20 protein-coding genes are annotated in these 20,609 nt (G+C 40.7%); 7 read left to right on the forward strand and 13 right to left on the reverse strand.

The window, feature by feature from the left end:
• Positions 1–40: 40 nt before the first annotated feature.
• The 4 genes from EZ444_RS11100 to EZ444_RS11115 form a co-directional block, all read right to left on the reverse strand.
• Positions 41–1,189 (reverse strand): porin family protein, encoded by a 1,149-nt coding sequence (locus EZ444_RS11100; protein WP_131608818.1) that lies wholly within the window; start codon positions 1,187–1,189, stop codon positions 41–43.
• The gene (locus tag EZ444_RS11105) at positions 1,176–1,814 is read right to left on the reverse strand and encodes an RNA polymerase sigma factor (RefSeq protein WP_225874694.1); all 639 of its coding nucleotides are present in this window, start codon (positions 1,812–1,814) and stop codon (positions 1,176–1,178) included. The genes EZ444_RS11100 and EZ444_RS11105 overlap by 14 nt, the downstream gene beginning before the upstream one ends.
• Before the next feature lie 29 nt (positions 1,815–1,843).
• Complete coding sequence (locus EZ444_RS11110; RefSeq protein ID WP_131608819.1) at positions 1,844–2,554, reverse strand: DUF4397 domain-containing protein; 711 nt, start codon at positions 2,552–2,554, stop codon at positions 1,844–1,846.
• A gap of 182 nt (positions 2,555–2,736) precedes the next feature.
• On the reverse strand, positions 2,737–3,738 hold the full coding sequence (locus tag EZ444_RS11115) for an NADP-dependent oxidoreductase (RefSeq protein ID WP_131608820.1): 1,002 nt from the start codon (positions 3,736–3,738) through the stop codon (positions 2,737–2,739).
• Between the two features lie 128 nt (positions 3,739–3,866).
• Between EZ444_RS11115 and EZ444_RS11120 the strand changes: the two genes are divergently transcribed.
• From EZ444_RS11120 to EZ444_RS11130, 3 genes are all read left to right on the forward strand, one after another.
• Complete coding sequence (locus tag EZ444_RS11120; protein WP_262710997.1) at positions 3,867–4,232, forward strand: winged helix-turn-helix transcriptional regulator; 366 nt, start codon at positions 3,867–3,869, stop codon at positions 4,230–4,232.
• Between the two features lie 237 nt (positions 4,233–4,469).
• Entirely contained in the window at positions 4,470–5,531 is a 1,062-nt protein-coding gene (locus tag EZ444_RS11125; RefSeq protein ID WP_225874696.1) for a cation:proton antiporter, read from the forward strand.
• A gap of 115 nt (positions 5,532–5,646) precedes the next feature.
• Positions 5,647–6,000, forward strand: coding sequence for a hypothetical protein (locus EZ444_RS11130; protein ID WP_131608823.1), 354 nt, complete (start codon positions 5,647–5,649; stop codon positions 5,998–6,000).
• A gap of 146 nt (positions 6,001–6,146) precedes the next feature.
• Here the strand turns inward: EZ444_RS11130 and EZ444_RS11135 are convergent, their stop codons facing one another.
• The 3 genes from EZ444_RS11135 to EZ444_RS11145 all read right to left on the reverse strand — a co-directional run bounded on the left by EZ444_RS11135 (position 6,147) and on the right by EZ444_RS11145 (position 8,962).
• Positions 6,147–7,502 carry an ATP-binding protein gene (locus EZ444_RS11135; RefSeq protein WP_131608824.1) on the reverse strand — a complete coding sequence of 452 codons (1,356 nt, stop codon included), beginning with the start codon at positions 7,500–7,502 and terminating at the stop codon, positions 6,147–6,149.
• Between the two features lie 400 nt (positions 7,503–7,902).
• Positions 7,903–8,397 carry a hypothetical protein gene (locus tag EZ444_RS11140; protein WP_131608825.1) on the reverse strand — a complete coding sequence of 165 codons (495 nt, stop codon included), beginning with the start codon at positions 8,395–8,397 and terminating at the stop codon, positions 7,903–7,905.
• A gap of 208 nt (positions 8,398–8,605) precedes the next feature.
• On the reverse strand, positions 8,606–8,962 hold the full coding sequence (locus tag EZ444_RS11145; protein ID WP_131608826.1) for a winged helix-turn-helix transcriptional regulator: 357 nt from the start codon (positions 8,960–8,962) through the stop codon (positions 8,606–8,608).
• A 114-nt stretch (positions 8,963–9,076) separates the two neighbouring features.
• Between EZ444_RS11145 and EZ444_RS11150 the strand changes: the two genes are divergently transcribed.
• Together EZ444_RS11150 and EZ444_RS11155 are read left to right on the forward strand one after the other, a co-directional pair.
• Positions 9,077–10,051, forward strand: a complete 975-nt coding sequence (locus EZ444_RS11150; RefSeq protein ID WP_131608827.1) for an alpha/beta hydrolase family protein — start codon at positions 9,077–9,079, stop codon at positions 10,049–10,051.
• 389 nt (positions 10,052–10,440) lie between these two features.
• Positions 10,441–10,971 carry an antibiotic biosynthesis monooxygenase gene (locus EZ444_RS11155; RefSeq protein WP_131608828.1) on the forward strand — a complete coding sequence of 177 codons (531 nt, stop codon included), beginning with the start codon at positions 10,441–10,443 and terminating at the stop codon, positions 10,969–10,971.
• 41 nt (positions 10,972–11,012) lie between these two features.
• Here EZ444_RS11155 and EZ444_RS11160 read toward each other — a convergent pair whose 3' ends face one another.
• Positions 11,013–11,306 carry a hypothetical protein gene (locus EZ444_RS11160; protein ID WP_131608829.1) on the reverse strand — a complete coding sequence of 98 codons (294 nt, stop codon included), beginning with the start codon at positions 11,304–11,306 and terminating at the stop codon, positions 11,013–11,015.
• Between the two features lie 156 nt (positions 11,307–11,462).
• On the opposite strand from EZ444_RS11160, the gene EZ444_RS11165 reads away from it, so the two are divergent.
• Complete coding sequence (locus EZ444_RS11165; protein WP_131608830.1) at positions 11,463–11,717, forward strand: hypothetical protein; 255 nt, start codon at positions 11,463–11,465, stop codon at positions 11,715–11,717.
• 112 nt (positions 11,718–11,829) lie between these two features.
• Here EZ444_RS11165 and EZ444_RS11170 read toward each other — a convergent pair whose 3' ends face one another.
• The 5 genes from EZ444_RS11170 to EZ444_RS11190 all read right to left on the reverse strand — a co-directional run bounded on the left by EZ444_RS11170 (position 11,830) and on the right by EZ444_RS11190 (position 19,807).
• On the reverse strand, positions 11,830–12,021 hold the full coding sequence (locus EZ444_RS11170; RefSeq protein WP_048905418.1) for a cold-shock protein: 192 nt from the start codon (positions 12,019–12,021) through the stop codon (positions 11,830–11,832).
• Between the two features lie 430 nt (positions 12,022–12,451).
• Positions 12,452–13,705 carry a TlpA family protein disulfide reductase gene (locus EZ444_RS11175; RefSeq protein WP_131608831.1) on the reverse strand — a complete coding sequence of 418 codons (1,254 nt, stop codon included), beginning with the start codon at positions 13,703–13,705 and terminating at the stop codon, positions 12,452–12,454.
• Positions 13,706–13,717: 12 nt separating this feature from the next.
• A complete protein-coding gene (locus EZ444_RS11180) occupies positions 13,718–15,157 on the reverse strand; it encodes a RagB/SusD family nutrient uptake outer membrane protein (RefSeq protein ID WP_131608832.1) in 1,440 nt (479 codons plus the stop codon).
• Between the two features lie 12 nt (positions 15,158–15,169).
• Positions 15,170–18,481 carry a SusC/RagA family TonB-linked outer membrane protein gene (locus tag EZ444_RS11185; protein WP_131608833.1) on the reverse strand — a complete coding sequence of 1,104 codons (3,312 nt, stop codon included), beginning with the start codon at positions 18,479–18,481 and terminating at the stop codon, positions 15,170–15,172.
• A gap of 153 nt (positions 18,482–18,634) precedes the next feature.
• Positions 18,635–19,807, reverse strand: coding sequence for a FecR family protein (locus EZ444_RS11190; protein WP_131608834.1), 1,173 nt, complete (start codon positions 19,805–19,807; stop codon positions 18,635–18,637).
• A 207-nt stretch (positions 19,808–20,014) separates the two neighbouring features.
• Between EZ444_RS11190 and EZ444_RS11195 the strand changes: the two genes are divergently transcribed.
• Positions 20,015–20,581 (forward strand): RNA polymerase sigma-70 factor, encoded by a 567-nt coding sequence (locus EZ444_RS11195; protein WP_165503591.1) that lies wholly within the window; start codon positions 20,015–20,017, stop codon positions 20,579–20,581.
• Positions 20,582–20,609 lie beyond the last annotated feature (28 nt).

A 20,609-nucleotide genomic window follows, 5' to 3' on the forward strand; every position in this document is an offset into this window, starting at 1 on the left:
AAAAAACTGGCGATGGTCATTCAAATAAAAAAACGGCTTCCTAAAGATCTACTTTTAAGCGGATACCTCCAGAGATGAGTTTGACCTTTTCCGATGAAAAAGAATGCATCGGCAGCTTAACAAAGGGTTCAATGGTAATGTATTGTTTGTTGCTGATCTTCTGGTGCCGCCCTATAGAAAGATTATAAAAGCCCAAGTAGTCGTTTGCAGATAAATCGTCGTTTCTTACGGTCTCCTTTGTATTTTCAACAACCGTTCGGCTCTCCGTCCTTACTTCCCCCTGTTCATCGGTATAAGAACTCACAACGATTTTAGTATCAATATAATTCCGGGTCTGATGCTGTTTTAAAACTGCCATCGCCGACAAACCAAAACCAATTGCTGTATTTTTATTTAGGCTGTATTTTATTTCCAGGGGAATATCAATTCCGGAAACGCTGGTATAAACAGACGCTAGTGTTTTTTCCATGTCCGCTGCCCCCATCATTGAATTATCACTGGTCTTCTTCGATGCTAGCTGATTGTAACCAATACCCGAGGTCAATGCAATACGCTTTGTGATGTGTACATCTACTGCTGCCGCAACACCAAAGGTTAAGCGGTCAGCTGCATTATAACTATTGTTAAGCGCTGCGCTAATTTTCCAGGAGCTGCCCTGATCAAATCGCATTGCCAGATTCGGCCGTTCGTTTGCTATCGGATTATATGGCTTATTATTATTATTTCTTGTTCCCTGTTTTACTTTCTCTTTTACATCTTGTGCTATTTCATTTGCTTCAGCATACCCAGAGCCGATGGAAGCGGCCAATCGTTCAGCCACTGTACCCGGAGTCTGAGTCACCGCTTCTTTTTTTATTTGATACGGCGGCCTCCTATTTTTTTTCAGGACTATTTTTTTTGTTATTGCTTGCGCCCGTTTTGGCTGCGCGGCACCTGTCGCCGATTGACCTGTCCTCAGCGATGTAATTTTTTGTTTCACTTCAACGAAATGATCTGCCTGCGGCCAGAAATAAATCATACAACACATCACTATAACTGCCGCTGCAGAAATCATTGGAAAAAGCAAAGCACGTTTGGTTTGTTTTTCCTGATTCTTAAAACTTTCCCAGGCCCCGGCCCGATATGGAACCCGTTCCTGTTGGATTACAGCTTTCAGCCTTGCAAAAAAATCGTCTTCAATAGGTTCCATCTGAATCGACTGTTGATTTTTGATATAATAATCTTAACTTTTGTTTCGCCCGTCCCAGGTATACCCTACTGATATTTTCCTGGACATTTAACGTTCTGGATATCTCTTCGTGTGAGAAGCCCTCAATTTCATACATATTAAAAATCAGGCGCTGTGTTTCAGGAAGATTATTGATCATTTTTAAAATATCCTGAGCATTCAAATGAGGCATCACATCCGGATTAATCAGCGGATGAACATCATCATACAGTTCCTCATCCACGGTCAACAACTTGCCTTTCCTTAAAAAATCAATCGCTATTCTGCAGCTGATTTTCACTATCCATCCCATAAAGGCTTTCTCCAGATCTGCACTTTGTGTGGGTGGACAAAACTTTGATAAATTTTGGAAGATTCGGATAAAACTATCGTTCACCAGTTCCTCCGAATCATTGCTGTTCCTGGTATATCGCATAATTACAGCCATGAGGTAGCCATAATAAAATTTATAAAGGGCTTCTTTAGCGGATTCCTTTTGATCTTTGGCAGCAGCTATAAGCTCAGCAAGACCGGTAGACTTTTTTAACACTTTTAACATATATCGGAACTGGCAGACACCAGCTTCAAAATCCGGTACCATTTGCATTCAGGCGCATATGGTACCGGTTCTGATTCCTATTTGTTAGTCATCACTGCTAAACCAAGTTTGGTGTCATCAGTAGCATCTTTCAAACCTTTAACCCAAATCGTATAAACTTTTCCCTTTTCAATTTTAACCTTGTCAAGCGTAGCCAAAACAACCGTTTTACCATTCTCTACAATTTCAAATTTAAGCTCTGCAGCCGCGGCTACATTCACAAAAGCAGTAGCTTCTTTAAATGCTTTTTTAGTCAGTGCCGCTTCCGCTTTACCCCCAACAATCAGGTCAAGTGCAGGCGCATCAGGACTTAAGTTTGCGAAACGAACTTTGGCATTCTCACCTGTTGGCGCCGACAAATCATCTTCAAACAAAGCAAATACAGCCTTAGGTGCTTTTTCTGTCACAAACGCCGTGTAAGATTTTTGTTCCTTTAACGTAAACGGAGTTTTTACAATGATATCCGTAGTTCCTTTTTTAACCAGGCTCAATTGTTTATCACCGGCTTTTACATCCTGGTAATCCAAAACTGTGTTATAGGTGAATGCCTTTGGCGTAGCTGCAACATCGTTGATCAGGAATGTGAATTCAGGGCCACCTGGAGAAGCATGAACCACAGTAAGTCTGGCGGGTTTCAAGACAACGGGAGGTTTAACCTTGTCCTTTTTGCAAGAAGCAAAAATAGCGGCTGCTAAAAGTAAAACCGTCCCTTTTTGTATTAACGATGACAAATTATTTGATGTTTTCATGTTTTAATTTCTTTTGTTTTTAAATGTATTCCAGTTAAATGGCCATTAACTCTTTTCTATTAAAACGGGATGGAAATTTAAAACGCAACAGGTCTGTTACAAAATCAGTTGTAGTACTATTTGCAATAACCTAAAAAGAAGGGTTAAGGTCAAAACAATTTAAAGACGAAAGAACCTGTGGCTTACTTTATTTTCACCACTACTTTTCCCTTGGCACGTCCAGTCTCTACATATTCCAGAGCCTCATTAATCCGATCAAAAGGAAACACCTTATCCACAACAGGTCTGATCACATTCTGTTTAATCAGTTTGGAAATTTCCTGTAATTGTTTACCATCTGCCCTCATAAACAGAAATGAATAGTCCACCTCTATTTTTTTAGCCCTCTTGCGGATTCCATAACTAAGCAGTGATAAGGCAATCTTTACAAACCGGCGGGCTCCGATTGCTTTGGCAAAATCCGGTGTGGGTGGCCCCGAAATAGAGATGGCCTTTCCTCCCGGTTTTAAAATTCGTAGTGATTTTTCAAGTGTCTTGGTATCCTGGCTGTTCAATACTACATCATAATCTTTCAGGATAACTTCAAAATCTTCCTTTTTATAATCAATCAAAACATCTGCTCCGAGTTCCTTTAACATTGCAAAACTTTTTTCACTTGCAGTTGTGGCGACCGTTGCACCAAGGTGTTTCGCCAGTTGAATGGCAATTGTACCCTCTCCTCCTGAACCAGCCTGAATAAATACTTTCTGGCCTTTTTTCAGATTCGCCTTTTCTACTAACGACTGCCATGCAGTTAATGCCACTAAGGGAACTGAAGCCGCCTCTTCCATGGTGATGTTGCTGGGTTTGAGTGCTACATCGTCCTCTTTAATGGCTATATATTCGGCAAAAGTACCGATGTTAAAATCGGCAACACGAGCATAAATTTCATCACCCACTTTGAACTGTATCACTTTTGTTCCTACCTGGGTAATTATACCCGCTACATCATGTCCCAAGATGAGTGGCAACTTATAAGGCAATATTAACTTAAATTCACCGGACTTTATTTTAGCATCAAGCAGGTTTAGACCTCCAGCATGAATCTCAACCAGCACTTCATCTTCTTTTATGATTGGAACAGGAAGATCGGTAAGCTTTAGCGCTCCTTTTTTATCATATTTTTGTATTATGAATGCTTTCATATTATGGCTGTTTGGCAAGTGCCGTAGCATCTTCTACCAGCGCATGTATTTTTTTAGTATCACCAACCGGAACTTCGAACTGATCTTTCGCCAAGGCAACAAACAGCTCATCAGCCACTTCACTAGATATTTGGGGAGATAAGTGGTCATTGCTTATCGTTAGGGATCTAATGTTTTCAAAACAATGTACCTATGGTGACTTCCTGAAATCAGATGAGAAAATAGCCACCAACATTTTAGCTTCCCGGTTACAAATGTTAGAAACGACTGGCATAATTATCAAACAAGACCATCCCCAAAGCAAAGCAAAAGTATTATACAAGCTTAGTCAGAAAGGGATTGACTTGCTTCCTGTGATGATAGAGATAAATTTATGGGCCGATAAATATTTTACATTGCCTGAGGAAAGAAAAGAAATGCTTGCGGAAGTAAAAAAGGACAAAGAAGCATTTATAAAAGAAAAAACAAAAGAATTGACGGGGGATACTGAGTAAGAAATAACATAGAACATATCAGTGGAAGAATTGTTGTTTATTATTAAACACGCTGATGGACCACTATCTTCCGGTCATATTGATTGCTGGCCTGGCCAGCCTGGGTATGGCTTTTATGCCAGCAGTATCAAAACGCACAGGCATTTCTTACGCTCTGATTTATGTAGCCATCGGTATGCTCACCTATCTCCTGACTGAAGACTGGCTACCATCACCCCTACCTAATCAAATAATGAAGTGACTCTTCGTTTGACGGAGCTCATCCTAATTATATCACTGATGGGAACCGGCATTAAAATCGACCGAAGTTTTTCTTTCCGGAATTGGTCTAGCCCGCTTAGGCTAATCTCAATCGCCATGCTCTTATGCATTGCAGCTTGCGTACTTATGGGAATTCTGGTGCTAAACCTTGCATTGCCGGCTGCACTACTTTTGGGAGCAGTTCTGGTACCAACAGATCCGGTTTTAGCCTCTGATGTACAAGTCGGCCCACCGAATGAAAAATACAAATCCGAAACCAGGTTCGCGCTCACCTCGGAGGCAGGATTGAATGACGGATTCGCCTTTCCCTTTACCTGGTTGGCCATTCTTGCAGCAACGATGGGATTACAATCCGAGTCCATCATCCACTGGCTTGGCTACCATCTTTTGTATAAAATTGCTGCCGGAATATTTCTTGGATGGCTTTGGGGGAAACTAGCAGCCTACCTCATTTTCAATTTCTCAGAAAAACACAAATTACTCAAACCCACTGATGGATTTCTCGCCATTTCTTTGACGCTCTGCACTTATGGATTAACCGAACTACTTCATGCCTATGGTTTTATTGCGGTGTTCATTGCGGGATTAACGCTGCGTCATGCTGAAAAAACTCATGACTACCACAAAGAGCTGCATTTATTCACCGATCAGATCGAGCGCCTGCTGTTAGGGGTCTTACTCATCTTTTTTGGAGGAGCACTAGTTTCAGGCATATTAAAGCCGCTTACCTTTGAGATGGGTATCTTTGCATTTGCCTTTTTGCTCGTAGTCAGACCGCTGTCAGCCTACCTGTCTTTGTTAGGTACAGAAATTCACTGGAAGGAAAAATTAGCCATCAGCTTTTTTGGAATACGTGGCATGGGCTCAGTTTACTACCTGGCTTTTGCCTTTGGCCATGCCTCCTTTGGCAGCGAAAGCCAATTATGGGCCATTGTTGCCTTCACCCTGATGCTATCTATTGTGCTGCACGGACTTACAGCTACCAGTGTTATGAAGCACCTGAAAATAAACATGCCTAAGGAGCCTGTTCCGGAATAGCACTAGTCACAAAATACATCCAAAACCGCTATAGTTTCGTTTGCGGCATCACCTGGAAATAATTGGCACAATTGATGCATATCCGAAACGGGATAATTTCACATTTTATTAGCGTATGAACGGACTGATTGATTTTGACTGCCACGAATTTCTTGACAACACCAACCTAGCCATCCTGGAGATTTCTCTGCCGGAGGATGATGGCAATGAGCGCCGCTATGAATGGCTGCTCATCAACAAACAAAATCTTTGCATCAAAAGGATGCTGCTTAAAACCAGGGACAGTTCCTCATCAGTTCAGGAGCGATTTTTTGACTTAGGATTTCTCAAATATGCCTCCTCGTCCGGAGTTTTTATTGAAGCAGCGGCAAAAGACCTGCATCACCTGGAGCACAAAGGTTGCGAAGATATCCCGGAGGAATATTTGTCTGCTGTTACCGGCTACCTGCTTGAAAACTTAGTCATGTAAAACACCCAGGAAAGTGAAGCCAGGCTGTAAAGCAGAAAGGCGTACAGACTTGACCACTTGGGTGGGCCATGATGGGCGCTTCTCGAACCATTTCCTATCTGATTTATGTTTAATCAGCGATTTGGCTGGCAAATGATATATAGGATTTAAACTTCCTGCCGAACAAACCACTCCACATACCGTGGCAGAGAGGTACCAGCATAGTAAGGCAAATTCATGAGTAAATATGGTTTTTGACTCGGTGTGATCGCTTTCTCAATGTTGAAAGTACCAGCATACATACGTATAGCATAAGGATGATCTGAAGCATCTATGAACTGGTGAAGTGATTTCAGACTCCCTGTGCTCCCTGATTTTATTTCAATGGGAATAACCAAATCCTGGTGGGTAAAAAGTAAATCAACTTCTGCATTCGATTGAGATTTTTCCCTAACCCAAAAATTAGGCTTATGCGCTGAAATACTTTGAAGGGATATAAGTTCCTGTGTTACTAAATGAGGTATAACAGCACCTTTGTAAGCTCTATTCAAATCATCCATAGCGAGCATTTCTAATTGGATACCAAGAGAATAATTGACTAAACCAGTATCTAGAAACTGTAGACGTGGCGACTTCTTTAGATCTGTTTTTATAGGAGGTTGCAAATCTGTTGTAGGATAAATCAACCGTATGATTTTTGCATCATCAAGTGTTCTAAATGCTTCTCCGACCTCCCTTGATCGGTAACTGGAATTTCCAAAACCCTGAAACTTTACACGTTCGTCGAGATACAATGGGGCGGTATCCATCAGATGTTTAATAATTTTCCTTTCCGTATCATTAGATGTATACTTCTCTACATCATTTTTATAAGTCCCCCAAATACTTTCATATATCCTAGGTAAATCTGAAAGGCTCTGCTGCTGAACATCCATTTTTATTATTTCTGGCATTCCACCAATAATTGCATAACGATGGAAAGCATCCATTAACAACTTATGAGCAACTGGTTTTATTGGAACAGACTGCAAATATCCTAATAGCTCTTGTTTACCTACGGCTTCCAGATATTCCTGGAAATTTAATGGATGGAGGTATAGAAATTCTACTCTTCCCACCGGGAAGCTTTGCACCTTTTGCATTGCAAACTCTAAAAGAGAACCAGCACTGATCACATGAAGCTCCGGCAATTCTTCATAAAAATACCGTAATAACTGGATGGCTTTTGGACTTTCCTGAATTTCATCGATGAAAAGAAGCGTATTAGCCATAGCAGATGAAGGTATGGTATGAGCTAAAAACAACGCTTCTAAAATCGTTTGAACATCGTCAAAGTCTTCAAAATAACGTCGATCGCCAGGCTTTTCCAGATTGAGTATAATTCTATGCTGATAAGCCTTGGCAAAATCTCGTATCAGTGTAGTTTTCCCAACCTGACGTGCTCCTCTAATGATGAGCGGCTTACGACTATCCCTTAATTTCCAGCTATTAAGATAATTTTCAATGTTTCTTTTAAATGACATGACCGGTATGATTTTTATTTTGTAATAAAACCAACCCAAATTTACTTAAATAATGTAACAGAACAAATCCATATTATCTCATATTTTGTAACAAACCAAACTCAGTTAAAATACCGTGACATGTTTGTTACGGTTTTAGGTATAGGAAACATAAATCTTGCAGCCGACAAATAATACTTAGAAACTAAAAAAGCCGTTTTTCTTATCGAAAAACGGCTTTTTAAGCAGTGGGCCATGATGGGCTCGAACCATTTCCTACTTTTAATAGGGGCAGGTAATCCATCTACTATTTAGTTTTATATTTGTTTATGCGTGAACGTTTTCTACCAGGCATATCCCTAATTGGGAAGGTTAGATTTATTGCTATCGGTTTAGCGAGGTGTTAATAAATCTTAATATATCAATTCTTTAACATGTCTTTTCTAAAAAGAGTACCTAATCCTGTGGCATCTTTGGAAGTGAAGTTGACTGTGTCAAAGTTTTTAATTACCCTGATATGATACTGCATTTGGAATGTTATGGGTCGTGTGAGATCTCTTTTTTTTTCTTCTATTAGCTTTTCTATTAATTGTTTTGCAGACACCTGATAAGTTGTATCTAATTGAATTGGGTAGTCTGCATTTAAAATATCCTGACCTGGCGCAAGGATGATATCGTTGTGGGTACTAAAGTATTGAACTTGGCATTGATCCTGTGATTTAGTAATAGCTGCGACCACTTTACCAAACATTGTTCTATGACCGCCTACTATCTCAATTTTTATATGATCCCTTTTACTGAAACTTGGTTTTATCATATCAACAATTTGGTCGTAAACGGAGTCTATTGATGTTTTTTTATTACAGGAAAAAAAAAGAATAGTGTAAAGAGCAGTAATAAATAATCTTTTATGCATTAGATGTTATTTTATGTTCTTTAATAGGATTCAATTTCTTTTGATTTCCATAATTTCTACCTCATCTATTCAGAACCGTTACTAATCAAATAAATTAAGTATAGTCTATTATCTATGTGGTTTTAATTTCAAAATATTAGCAGCCTATATCAAACATCGAAAGCAGATAGAATCCTTTATTCATGATATGTCATTAAACCTTAGTATTCTAATCCTTATCCCTCAATTTTCTTCTGTGCTGCATTCCCCAGGCAACTATTTCGTCAACTAGAGGTTGTAACGAATTTCCATATGATGTAAGCTCATATTCAACCGTAATCGGCTTGGTGTTGTAAACAGTTCGCTTAACAAGGCCATTTAACTCCAAATCTTGCAGCTCTTTAGAGAGCATTTTTGCACCAATACCATCAATATGCGCCATTAATCCCCCAAAATGCTTTTTACCTAAACTGAGGGAACCCACAATCTGTAATTTCCATTTTCCAGACAAAATATCCATGGTATCACGGATTGCTCTGTGATGTATATCGCATGCTTCTTTACTATTCTCTAGTTTTTTTAACATATCCAGTTATAGGTTTACTCCAGGAAAGTAGTTTCCTGGAGTAAACCTATAACAAAAATAAACTTTGTTACTAATAACTTTGTCTTAGTTTAAATAAGCAAAACCTATATTTACATGATTTTTACAACGGATTCCAACATACTTGCTTCCTCCCCCATTATTTCTGTTAGCCCGATAGATATACCTTCTCCTGGACGAAGTCATACACTCCAACTTCGCGTATCTGCTCCTATTAATGGTACTTCATTACCAATTATTATTTTTTCTCACGGCTTTGGATCATCCATGGATGCATATGCTCCTTTAGTTAAGTATTGGGCTGCTCAGGGTTTTGTGGTGATTCAACCTACATTTCTGGATTCCAGAACATTAATCACTAACCCAAAGGCAGATCATCATGAAGCTGTTAAAGCATATCTGCAAAACCCTGACAAAATACACATGTGGCGGTATCGTGTTAATGATGTAAAGCGGATACTAGACCATTTAGATATGATTGAGAATTCCGTCCCTCATTTAAAAGGACGCCTGGATAGAGATCGCATAGCGGCAGTAGGACATTCATTCGGGGCACAAACCACCGCAACATTGTTGGGTACAAGAGTAATTGATGATCACGGCGGTTTGACAGAAGATCTCTCGGATGTGAGAATTAAATGTGGCGTTGTGCTCAGCATAGGGGGATGTGGCGGTGCTGCCTTAAGTGAATTTGGAAAAGAGCATTTTCCTCATCTTAATCAAAATTATACCCAAATGAACAAACCAAGTCTTGTAATTGCCGGCGACAAAGACATTTCTCCATTGACTATTAAAGGGCCGGAATGGTTTACTGATGCCTATTATCAGAGTCCAGGTGCTACTGATCTACTACTTTTGTACGGAGGTGAACATATGTTAGGAGGAATTTCAGGATACCTTGTCACAGAAACTACAGATGAAAATCCTGAACGGGTTCATATTGTCCAGCGCCTTACTTTAGCTTATCTTATAAACAAGCTCTATGATGAATCCTCACACTGGGATAAAGCATCAAAGTGGTTAAAGGAAAGCATAATACCACAAGCTGTAGTGATAAGCAAAGTATTTTAATATTGTCGCCTAGATAAACTAATTCATTCATGTAACATCGCTCTTATAGTCCGCCGCAAGAGTCGTTTATAGCTTTCAAGGGCTAGTTTTCAGGATAAGATTACTTTATCTTTTTAAATTGAATAGTTGAAATATTTTCCGGGATTATAGAGACTGTCTGCTGATTTTCAAGAAAGAAGTCAACCAGCTGATAAGCGATCAGCAAACCTTCAAACCCCTGTTTATTTCCTAGTGTTACTACAGAAAACTGTTAAGAAGCCCTCCATTTGTGCCCAGTTTTCAGGATTTTGAGTTAGTTTTTTTTCCAGACCAACCAATTACCAAAACCCTAACTGAATTAGGTTTGCTGAATCAAAGCAATTCTTTAAATTAGTAACATATCAGAAACCATGGCCATACACGTTGCAATCACGCGCAAAATCCTTCCTGGAAAAGAACAGGAATTCACAGAATCCCTGCGAAATTTTCTAGGGCAATCGTTTATCCACGATGGCGTACATGGGGCAGCAATCATTTCCTCCTTTCCAGGAGCGGACGATAACGAAATTGAAATCTTAAGAACTTTTAAAGACGAAAAAGAACGTGATGCATTTTATAATTCTGAGCAATTCAACAGGTGGGAAGCCTATGCTTCCACCCTAACTGAACCAGCTGTCTATAGGCAACTAACCGGTCTGGAGGCATGGTTTCGTTCCTCAACTCCACCGCCAAGATGGAAGATGGCAATTGCAACGTTATGCGGTGTATTTCCAACGAGCCTTTTCCTGTATTACGCTACTGGCTGGTTACTAATAGACTTGCCCGCTCCATTCAGGTTACTCATAACCGCCGCACTCATGGTCGGGATATTGACATGGATAGTGATGCCAATGGTTACTAAAATTCTGAAAGCCTGGCTAACCATTCGTAATCCACATTAATTTTCGAGAATCGAATGACATCGCAAAAAAAAGCAGCCTGGCTAACCTGCCTTTAAGGTCAAAAATTCCATGAGGTGCTGTTCCAGCAATTCGGTATTGTAAGTGCCTTCTGTAGTATGGTCTGTAATCTCAAGGTTATTGTCACCCACTGTAATCGTGTACGCATTTCCGTCAATAATTTCTGGAAAACTGATATTCACAATATCAGCTACATGGGCAAATTCCACAGCCAGGTTGCTACCAAGCTGCTCATTCACGTAAGCAGGAAATTCCGTTTTTAAAAGGTCAAATAAACTTTCAGGGCTTAAAGGTTGTACATTGTCAATCGCTATCATAGGTTTTCCTATAAGCTTCCAATAATGATGCCCCGAAATCATAAACCATCAATCAGCCACCACAGGCAGATAATGACCGTCGGCTTTCAAAACAGTGTACGATTTCGACTAACTATTTCGGCTTGCAGGTGTTTACCCTATAAAACATAACAGGTCATGCAAGAAGAAGAAGAAATATTTAACGTATCCGTAACCATCAACACCGGACTAGAACCCTTAACATTCACGATCACCACAGACCACCCAGCCTCTGATCCAAAATATCAGCGGGATTACCGCGTAACCCGTGACAACGAGATGCTCGGCGTCCTTCGTCAGGATACAGACCACCGCTGGCATTTACGGGAAGGCAACCTGGAGCAGGAAGAAATCGAGGCCATCGGACAGGCAATTGATGCACATTACGCCTAGCCAGTCCTCACATGCAAACCAATCCTTGACGCTTCCAGTCACGCAAAATTCCGGGCAAAAAAAAACACCCGCAAAAAGCAGATGTTTTCACCAATTTATGAAGGAAATCTAATTAGCTGATTTTAACATTAATTGCGTTCAAGCCTTTTTTACCTTGCTCGATGTCATAGCTTACTGAATCATTCTCACGAATATTGTCCATTAAACCAGAAGAATGAACAAAGATTTCGCTATCACCATTAGCTGGCACGATAAATCCAAAACCTTTTGTCTCATTGAAAAATTTTACTGTTCCTTGTTGCATTATATTATATATTAATTAACCAAAGATAGTTAAATTTCCGATAAATAGAATTTTATTTCAAAATTAAAATAAATATAAAATTTTATTTTACTCAATAAATAAGTAACAAAATATTTTTTCGATAAAAAAAACTATCCCGCTTTCAGATTCAGACGCTTAAATAACTCCCTTGTAATGACCTGCACATCCCTGGCCAATTGCTCATATCCGCAATGGCGAAGCTCAAGCGGAAAAAGATCACTACTATAAAAATTTAACTTACAATAAATTAAGGTAGAAATACACCCTTTTTTTGTCGTAAATCCCACTGGAAATTTCCTTAGCAACAACCATCTTTACAGGTAGATTCGTCAATTGTATCATCAATTCTTTTTTTATTGACAAAAGAGGCTATCATTTTGCTGATAGCCTCTTTCTATGATGGTAACAACTATTTCATTACCGATTCAATTTTATCCGAAAATCCTTCTCCTCCCTTTCCATTCCCTACATATTTTGCTATGATGTTCCCTTCTTTATCCAATAAAATTTTGGTAGGAAAAGCACTCACGCCAAATTGTACTACTGCATTAAATTTGTCGCGGTGCTCATTATCAAGCACCTGAATCCAGGGCAGGCCATCTTCTGCTATGGCTTTTGTCCATAATGTCCTGGCCGCATTCAAATCTGTACCCATTTCCTGTGAAATACCGATAATTTCAAACCCTTTGTCTTTATATTTTGCATATAATTCCTTTAAGTGAGGGTGGCTGTTTCTGCAGGGCCCACACCAGCTGCCCCAGAAATCTAGCAACACATATTTACCTTTCAGCCCATTGAGGTTGATCGCTTTTCCATTCACATCCCTTTTATACATAGAGAAGGCCTGGAGCTTATTACCTGTTACCTGCACCAAAGAATCCTTTAATTGCTGGTAATAGGCCTTGCCCCCCTTAAACTGACCGGACAAATCGGCCACCTCCGCTTTCAATTCTGCTGAATTGTAGATGGCACTCATATCCATTCTTGTTAATATCTTCAACGCTTCTTTTTTTCTCCCTTGGGCTGCCAATGCCTGCGCATACATATAAAAAAGATCGTCTTTGATGTTGTAATCGCCCGATTTCACACTAGCTATCGCCCGTATATCGGGCTGTATCGTGTCTTTGCCTGTCTTGTACAAAGGATCAAGGTATTTCAGGATCTGGCCCTGCAGGTTTTTCCCTCTCAGTATTTTACTAAAAACTTCTATTGTTGAGCGGTAGGTCTGGGCAACTTTACCGGTACTTACATACAGTTGGTACAGGCTATCGGCCAATGGCCGGATCTTTGAATCTGCATAATCAAAATCTCCCCGGGCCACCATTTCCTTACCTACACTTAGCAGTGCTAGATCGTGGGACTCGCTGGTGCTGGTCCTGCTGATCCACAATTCTGCAGATTTGATGTCGCCTATTTTGGCGTAGTCACCCGCCATGCTGATCCGGGCATAATTGTAACTAATACTGGCGCTGCGGCCGGTATCCGGATAGTTTTTTAAGGATTCTTCGTAAATGGCAATTCGTTTCTGTAACTCAGGCACCAGGTAAAATCCTTTAAGCACCGGGCTGGGCACATATGCTTTGGCTACTGGCGCTGGTGTTTGGCCAATTGCCTGCATGGCAATGAGCGTAAACAACAACGCTATTAAGTTTATCTTTTTCATTTGACCGTATTTTTAGTTGTAACCAGGACTTTGTTTTAAAAATGGATTTTTGTTGATGTCATCCAATGGAATTGGATACAGCTTAGCTTCCGGTCTCCAGTTTGGCTTGTCTTTCAACACCTCATCAGCCGTACCGGTACGTTTTAGATCCATCCAGCGATGACCGTACTCAATAAACAGCTCAACAAAACGTTCATGGGCAGTCAGGTCTAAAAGCTCTGACTGTGTAGCATTTGGCTTTGTTACCGAAATCAGGCTAATGCCCGATCGTTTTCTGATGACATCCAGGTCGCTGATGGCGTCGCTAAGTTTATTTTGATGTGCCCTTGCTTCTGCGCGGATCAGGTAAACTTCAGACAGGCGAAGGAAAACATTCGATTCCGTTCTGGTTGTGCCGGTACCACCATTAAGTTTATACTTGTAAGGATAGCTGTAGTTTTTAGTTACCCCGCCAATGGTTAATGTTACAGTTTTAATCCACTCCGTTTTTCTTAAATCGCCTGTTTCAAAAGACTGGAATAACTTGTCAGTAATTTGATATTGAGGTGCATTTGTTGCAATGGAAGGAACAAAATTAAAGCCATCATAGGTATACAGATTACTCCCGGGTTGTTGTAACTGCAGGATCACCTCTTTGCTGCTCGTTAAAAAAGTTTTTTTCAGGTCTGTTTCCATATCGTATACCGTTTTGCCAGCAACGTCTATCACTTCCGAGGCTTGGATCTCTGCATTTACCCAGTCTTCCTTATATAAATATACCCTGGCCAGCAATGCATTTGCAGCATATTTATTGGCACGAAGGCGTTGCGTACCCAGGTAAGCGGGACCAAGATTCGCTACCGCATATTTCAGGTCGTCCAATATTAAATTGTAGATGACTTCCTTACCAACCTTCGGAAGGTTGGCATTAGTCCTATAGTCGCTGGTAAGTGGCATGGGTACATCACCATATATATTGATGAGGTAAAAATAGTTGGCGGCACGGATGAACTTTGCTTCAGCAAGAAACTGCTTTTTGCCTGCCGCTGTGATACCTGTTGATTTTTCTACATTTTCGATAATGGAATTTGCATTAAATATGAGGTTGTAAATACTCCCCCAGATGTCGCCGCTACTTTTACCATTGGCGGCACTAATAGAATTGGTATAAAACTCATTAAAAACATTGGTTACTGAAGTGTTCATGATCTCGTCGGCACTAAGGCCCATAGAGATCTGCACTGCTCCGCTGTAAGCCAGTGTGGTCGTAAAAACACCGGTACTTCCTACCATTATGCCATAAAGTGCCCTAACTGCTGATGCGGCCTTCGTGTCGCTGCCAAACGCAAGATCTGAAGGGATCTGGTCTATTGGACTAGGTACATCCACAAATTTTGTACAGCCCGATACAGTTAAAAGTATGATGACCAAAGCAATCAGACCGTTTTTTTTATATATGTTATTTAGATTCATGATTGTATTTCTTTAAAGTGTTAACTGTAAACCTGCTGTAACGGTGCGTAATGGGGCCATCCTGGTGTAGCTTTGTGTTTCAGGGTCTGCACCTTCATAATTGCTGATCACAAACAGGTTTTGTGCCTGCACATAGAACCGGCATGATTTGATATGTACAACGTTTAACCAATTAGCCGGGATACTGTAAGAAAGAGAAACGTTTTTCAAACGGAGATAAGAAGCATCCGTGTAGGTACGGCTGGAGAAACTCATCGGGTAAAAGCCCGAAGTACCTGAAATGGCGCCCGGGGAAGTAGTGAATTTCTGAACCCCAGTGATGTCGTTCTCTTTCTGCCATCTGCTGAGTACCAGTGTTGGGGAGTTAAAAATCATTCCCGGAGGATTAAACAAATTGCCACTTCTCCAATCTTTACCCAGTTGTTTGCTGAACTGGAAGAAGAAACTTGCGCTGAAACGTTTATAACTGAAAGTGTTGTTTAGTCCGCCGAAGAATTTGGGGTCAGACGATCCCAGGGTTGCATAGTCGTTCGCCGAATTTACTATTTTATCACCATTTACATCTTTCACAGTATATAGACCTGTGATGGGATCTACTCCGACAAACTGACTGGCATATATACGGTTTAAGGATTGTCCTATGGCGTAGCTGGTGGCATAGCTTGATTTTTCAAGATCAGGGAATTTCATCAGTTTGTTTTGAGGAAAAGTAATGTTGAAATCTGTGCTCCAGGTAAAACCACCTTTAACAATATTTTGTGAGGTTAGTGTCAATTCTAAACCTCTGTTGCGAACTTCTACACCTGCAAGGTTGTCTACGATAGTAGAAAAACCTGTAGTTTTAGGCAATGGGTAATTCACAAGGGGCTCAGAAGAAATGTTATTATATCCGGAGGCTGTGAACAGGATCCTGTCTTTCAGGAAACCCAGTTCTAAGCCAATTTCCATTTTGTTGTTGCGTTCCCAATGCAGGTTGGGGTTGTACAACTTGGTTGGATAAAGCGTTGCCGAATCGGCATAATTTCCGGCAGAAGCCCAGGCATCAAGATAGGCATATTCACCAATCTGGTCATTCCCTGTAGAGCCGTAACTCGCCCTTAGTTTACCATAGCTTAATATTTTATTGTTTTTCAGGATCGCTTCTTTAGTGAAGATCCATGCTGCACCTACTGCACCAAAATTAGAAAAACGGAAGTTTGGTCCGAAACGGCTTGACCCATCTCTTCTCCCTGTGAAGTTAACGATATAAGTATCTTCCCAATTGTAATTGACCCTGCCGAAAAATGCCTGATATTTATATACTGTTGCTGTATTGCTAGGTGTAATTGCTGTACTGGGCAGCCCTTTTAGGGAGCCGATCAGTTCATCACTGAGGTAACCTTTTGCATTGATCACCTGTCCGGCTGTAGAGCGCTGGTTATAGGTTGCTCCTAACAAAATATTCAATTTACCTTTCTTAATCTGCCCGGTATATTCTGCCTGAGGCTCAATGATCCAGTTTTTTAGCTGGTTATTGCCAAAAGCAGCAAATCCACTTAAATCAGGTCTTAATGGGTTTTGTGCTGAAAGTGGTGTTAGCCTTTTTTCATCATTTTGTGTGGTGTTGTAACCAAAGCTGCTTCTTACCACTAAATTCTTTAGGATTTTGTAGTTAAGGATCATGTTGGCATTGAGACTGCTCATTTTAGAAAGGTAGGTCTGGTTCAGGAGCGCCAAAGGGTTATCTTTTTGCAGGTAAAGTCCGCCTTCGTTCCATGCCAGCTTGCCATTTTGATCATATAGTTTAAAATTAGGTGGCAATATGACCGAACCAGATAAATCAAGCGCAGTAAGGTTGCTTTCGTTTGCAGAATAATTTGCCGAAAGGTCCAGTGTAAATTTTTCATTATCACTCATGCTGTGGATGTTCGCACTCATAGAAGCGCGGTCGGTATACATATCGCCTGGCCAAACCGTGCCTTCTTTGTGATAACCACCGCCTAAACGGTACTGCGTATATTTGTTACCTCCTGAAAAAGTAACCTGGGCATCGTTGGTATGGGCGTTATTGCCTACCAGCAGCTTCGCAAAATCGGTATATCTATTGTTGTCCCATAAAAGGAGGTCGTAAGCATTGGCGTTCGTTTTCGTGAGTTTGTCGTTTGCAAATGCCTCATTTCTCATAGCTATATACTGTTGGGTATTTAGCATTTTCGGCATACTGGATACCTGGCTGACACCGGAATATACATTAACGTCCATATTCATTTTACCGGCTTTACCTTTTTTTGTGGTGATCAGGATTACGCCATTTGCACCCCGGCTTCCATAGATGGCGGTGGCGTCGGCATCCTTGAGTACGTCAATACTTTCAATATCCGCTGCGTTTATACCAGAGAAGGCGCTTAAACCATCCCATATTCCGGCACCAAAAGGGCCGCCCACCTGGCTTACTTTATCATTGGCAGCTGCCATAGGCACACCATCAAGAATATATAAAGGCTGATCGGAAGTCAGGAACCTGTCGAAATTTGCTCTTCCACGGATCTGTACACTTAAACGGGCGCCGGGTACACCAGTACTTTGACTGACTACCATGCCTGGGACGCGTCCAATCAATCCTTGTATAGGATCAAATACAGGCTGTTTCATCAGTTCTTCTCCTGTTAGTCTTGATTTATTGGATGTGGAGGTACGCTGACTTCCCTTGCCATAGGCCTCGACCGATACCTCATCAAGTTTAGAGATATCCTGCTCAAGACTAAGATTGATCTTTTTGGTGTTCTTACCAACCAGTACTTCTGCAGTTTTGTATCCCAAATAAGAAATTTCGAGTAAGGTCCCTTCCTGAACATTGATGCTGAAATTCCCGTTAACATCAGTTGTGGCAATTACATTTGCACCCTTTATCTTAATTATTACGCCTGGAATGCCATTTCCCTTCTCATCAGTAATTGTTCCGCTGACAGGCAGGGCAAAGATGAACAGGTCGACCAGTTTGCTGATGATCGTTTTTTCTTTCTTTTTAATGATGATTGTTTTTTCCTTAATCACATAGGTCAGGTCCTGGTTTTCAAGGACAGTCTGCAGCCCTTTTTCCAGCTCTGCATTTTTCAGGTTTACGCGAATATTTTTCAGACCTTTCAGGTCAAAATCATTGTAAATAAAATCATAGCCACTCTGTTTACTGATGGTATTGAATATGGTTTCCAGCGGTGCATTTTTAAGGGAAATGTTCAGGCGCTGAGCATACCCTGCAGCAGAGGTTTGGATGATCACAGAGAAGATCAGTATAGCGGTGAGCTTCATAGCAAGCACAAGTCGGTTAAGTGTATAAAAATTCATACATTTGAGTGAGTTTGGGTTAAAAAGTTGATTGATTCTAGCGGATAAATAAACGAGTAAGCCCGAACGTACGATCAATTACAAGTTGATGGTAGCCAGGGTTCCGGTTACAGCCGGAATCCTGCTTTATGTTCGGATTACCTTAGGGTAGCATTATGGCATAACGGTAATCCTCCTTCCTTCAACTTTAAAATGTACAGTATTGGTAGATTGCAGTACGTCTAATATTTTCGAGACGTGCGCAAAGCGGGGCACGCTTCCCGAGAAGTCTTTATTGGTCATCTGACCATCGTAAATGATTTCCACATCATACCACCTGGCCAGTTTGCGCATCAGATCTTTAATATTCTCATTGCTGAACTTAAATTTTCCATTTTTCCACGCAACGGCTTCTTCGGTATCCGTCTCCTTAACCAATATGCTATTGCCTGAGTTTACGGCCTCTTCGCCCGGTTTAAGTAAAGTGCTGTGGTTAATGTTTACACTTCCTTCCAGTAAGGTAGTGCTGGTCATATTGTCGTCGCTATATGCACAAATGTTAAAGTGGGTACCTAAAACTTCCACTTCCTGTTTATCGGTAACGACGAAAAATGGCACACGCCTAGTTTTTCTATCTCTGGTATTTATTTCCTGTTCTAGTTTTGTGACTTCAAAATACCCTTCACCGATCAGTGTCACCCTACGTTCTTCCAGTCCGGCAAAACTTGCAGGGAATTTTAAGGAGGACATCGCATTGAGCCATACGTTTGTACCATCTGGCAATTTAACCTGGTATTGTCCGCCGGCGGGAGTGGATATGGTATTGTATACTGCTGCTTTGGAAGTAGCATTGCTGGAGGGATTTACTTCGTAAACCAACTGCCCATCTGTAGTTTTAGTGATCTTAATTCCAGATTGACTGGCAATTTCTCCCTGGGCAGCATCGTCGAGCGCTATTTTTGAACCATCGGCCAGCGTAAGAATTGCTTTATTTTTACCCGGGGCAATATCATTGGCATAGAAGTTTGCAGATCGGGACTGATAATTATTGTAAAATAGCAGGGCCGCTGAGCAGGAAATCAATAAAATGGCTGCAGCGATAAGCCTTTTTGGCCAGACTTTTTTTACAGGCACTTCGACCTGGTCATTGGCAGCGTTGATCTTTTCCGTTAACCCGGATAGCGATTTTTCAAGGGAGCCACGCAGCTGAGCAGTATCACCGTTATAAAACTCCTGATCAGTAACGCTGTATTTTTCGTACCATTGCGTTACCAGTTCTTTTTGAGTAGGTGAACACGCTCCTTTAAGGTAAAGATCAATTAACTCTGATATTTCTTCGGCGGACATATTTAGTGCTTATATGTAGGTATTGCATCAGAATGATTCTACCGCCAGTCCTTTAAGAAATATTTTATTTTTTTTATAATTAATGCAGTTTTCAGATATTATACTGGATGATTTTACATTATTTTGGAGACAATTAAATAATATAATTAAGTTTACCCTTGGGGAATATGTATCATCAGACCTTTTAGCGAATATTCAGACCAGGATTTGCTTGAACAGTTAAAATCAAGCAACAGCAAAGCCCTCGAGGCATTGTATGAGTTATATTATGTGCAATTGTGCCAAATTGCATTCAGAAAACTGGGGGATGAAGCACTCGTAGAAGAATTGGTTCAGGACGTATTTTTGAACCTTTGGATAAAACGAAAAGAGCTGGACGCCAATGGAAGTTTATTTGCCTATTTATATGCTACTTTAAGAAATAGGGCATTGCATGAAATACGGGCCAGAATAATCAAAGAACGACATTATTTGCACATAGCAGAACTGGGTAAAGGCCATCTGCCCGACCCGGAAGATGATTATGTGGCCAAAGAAACCGAGCTTAAGGTGATGAAGGTGATTGAAAGTTTACCAGCCCAATGCCGTGAGGCCTTCAGGTTATCAAGGGAGGAACAGCTTTCCTATAAAGCCATTGCAGCACGAATGAATATTTCTGTAAACACGGTAGAGAAACATATCGGAAAGGCACTTAAGATACTTAAACGGGAACTGAAAGATTACGATGCGCCCGTAATCACGATCATAGGACTTCTAGCACTGTATAAACTTTAAAGAGTTTGTAAATCACTGAAAAAACAGA

Origin of the sequence: Pedobacter hiemivivus, assembly GCF_004331685.1 — a bacterium.
Taxonomy (GTDB): Bacteria; Bacteroidota; Bacteroidia; order Sphingobacteriales; family Sphingobacteriaceae; genus Pedobacter; species Pedobacter hiemivivus.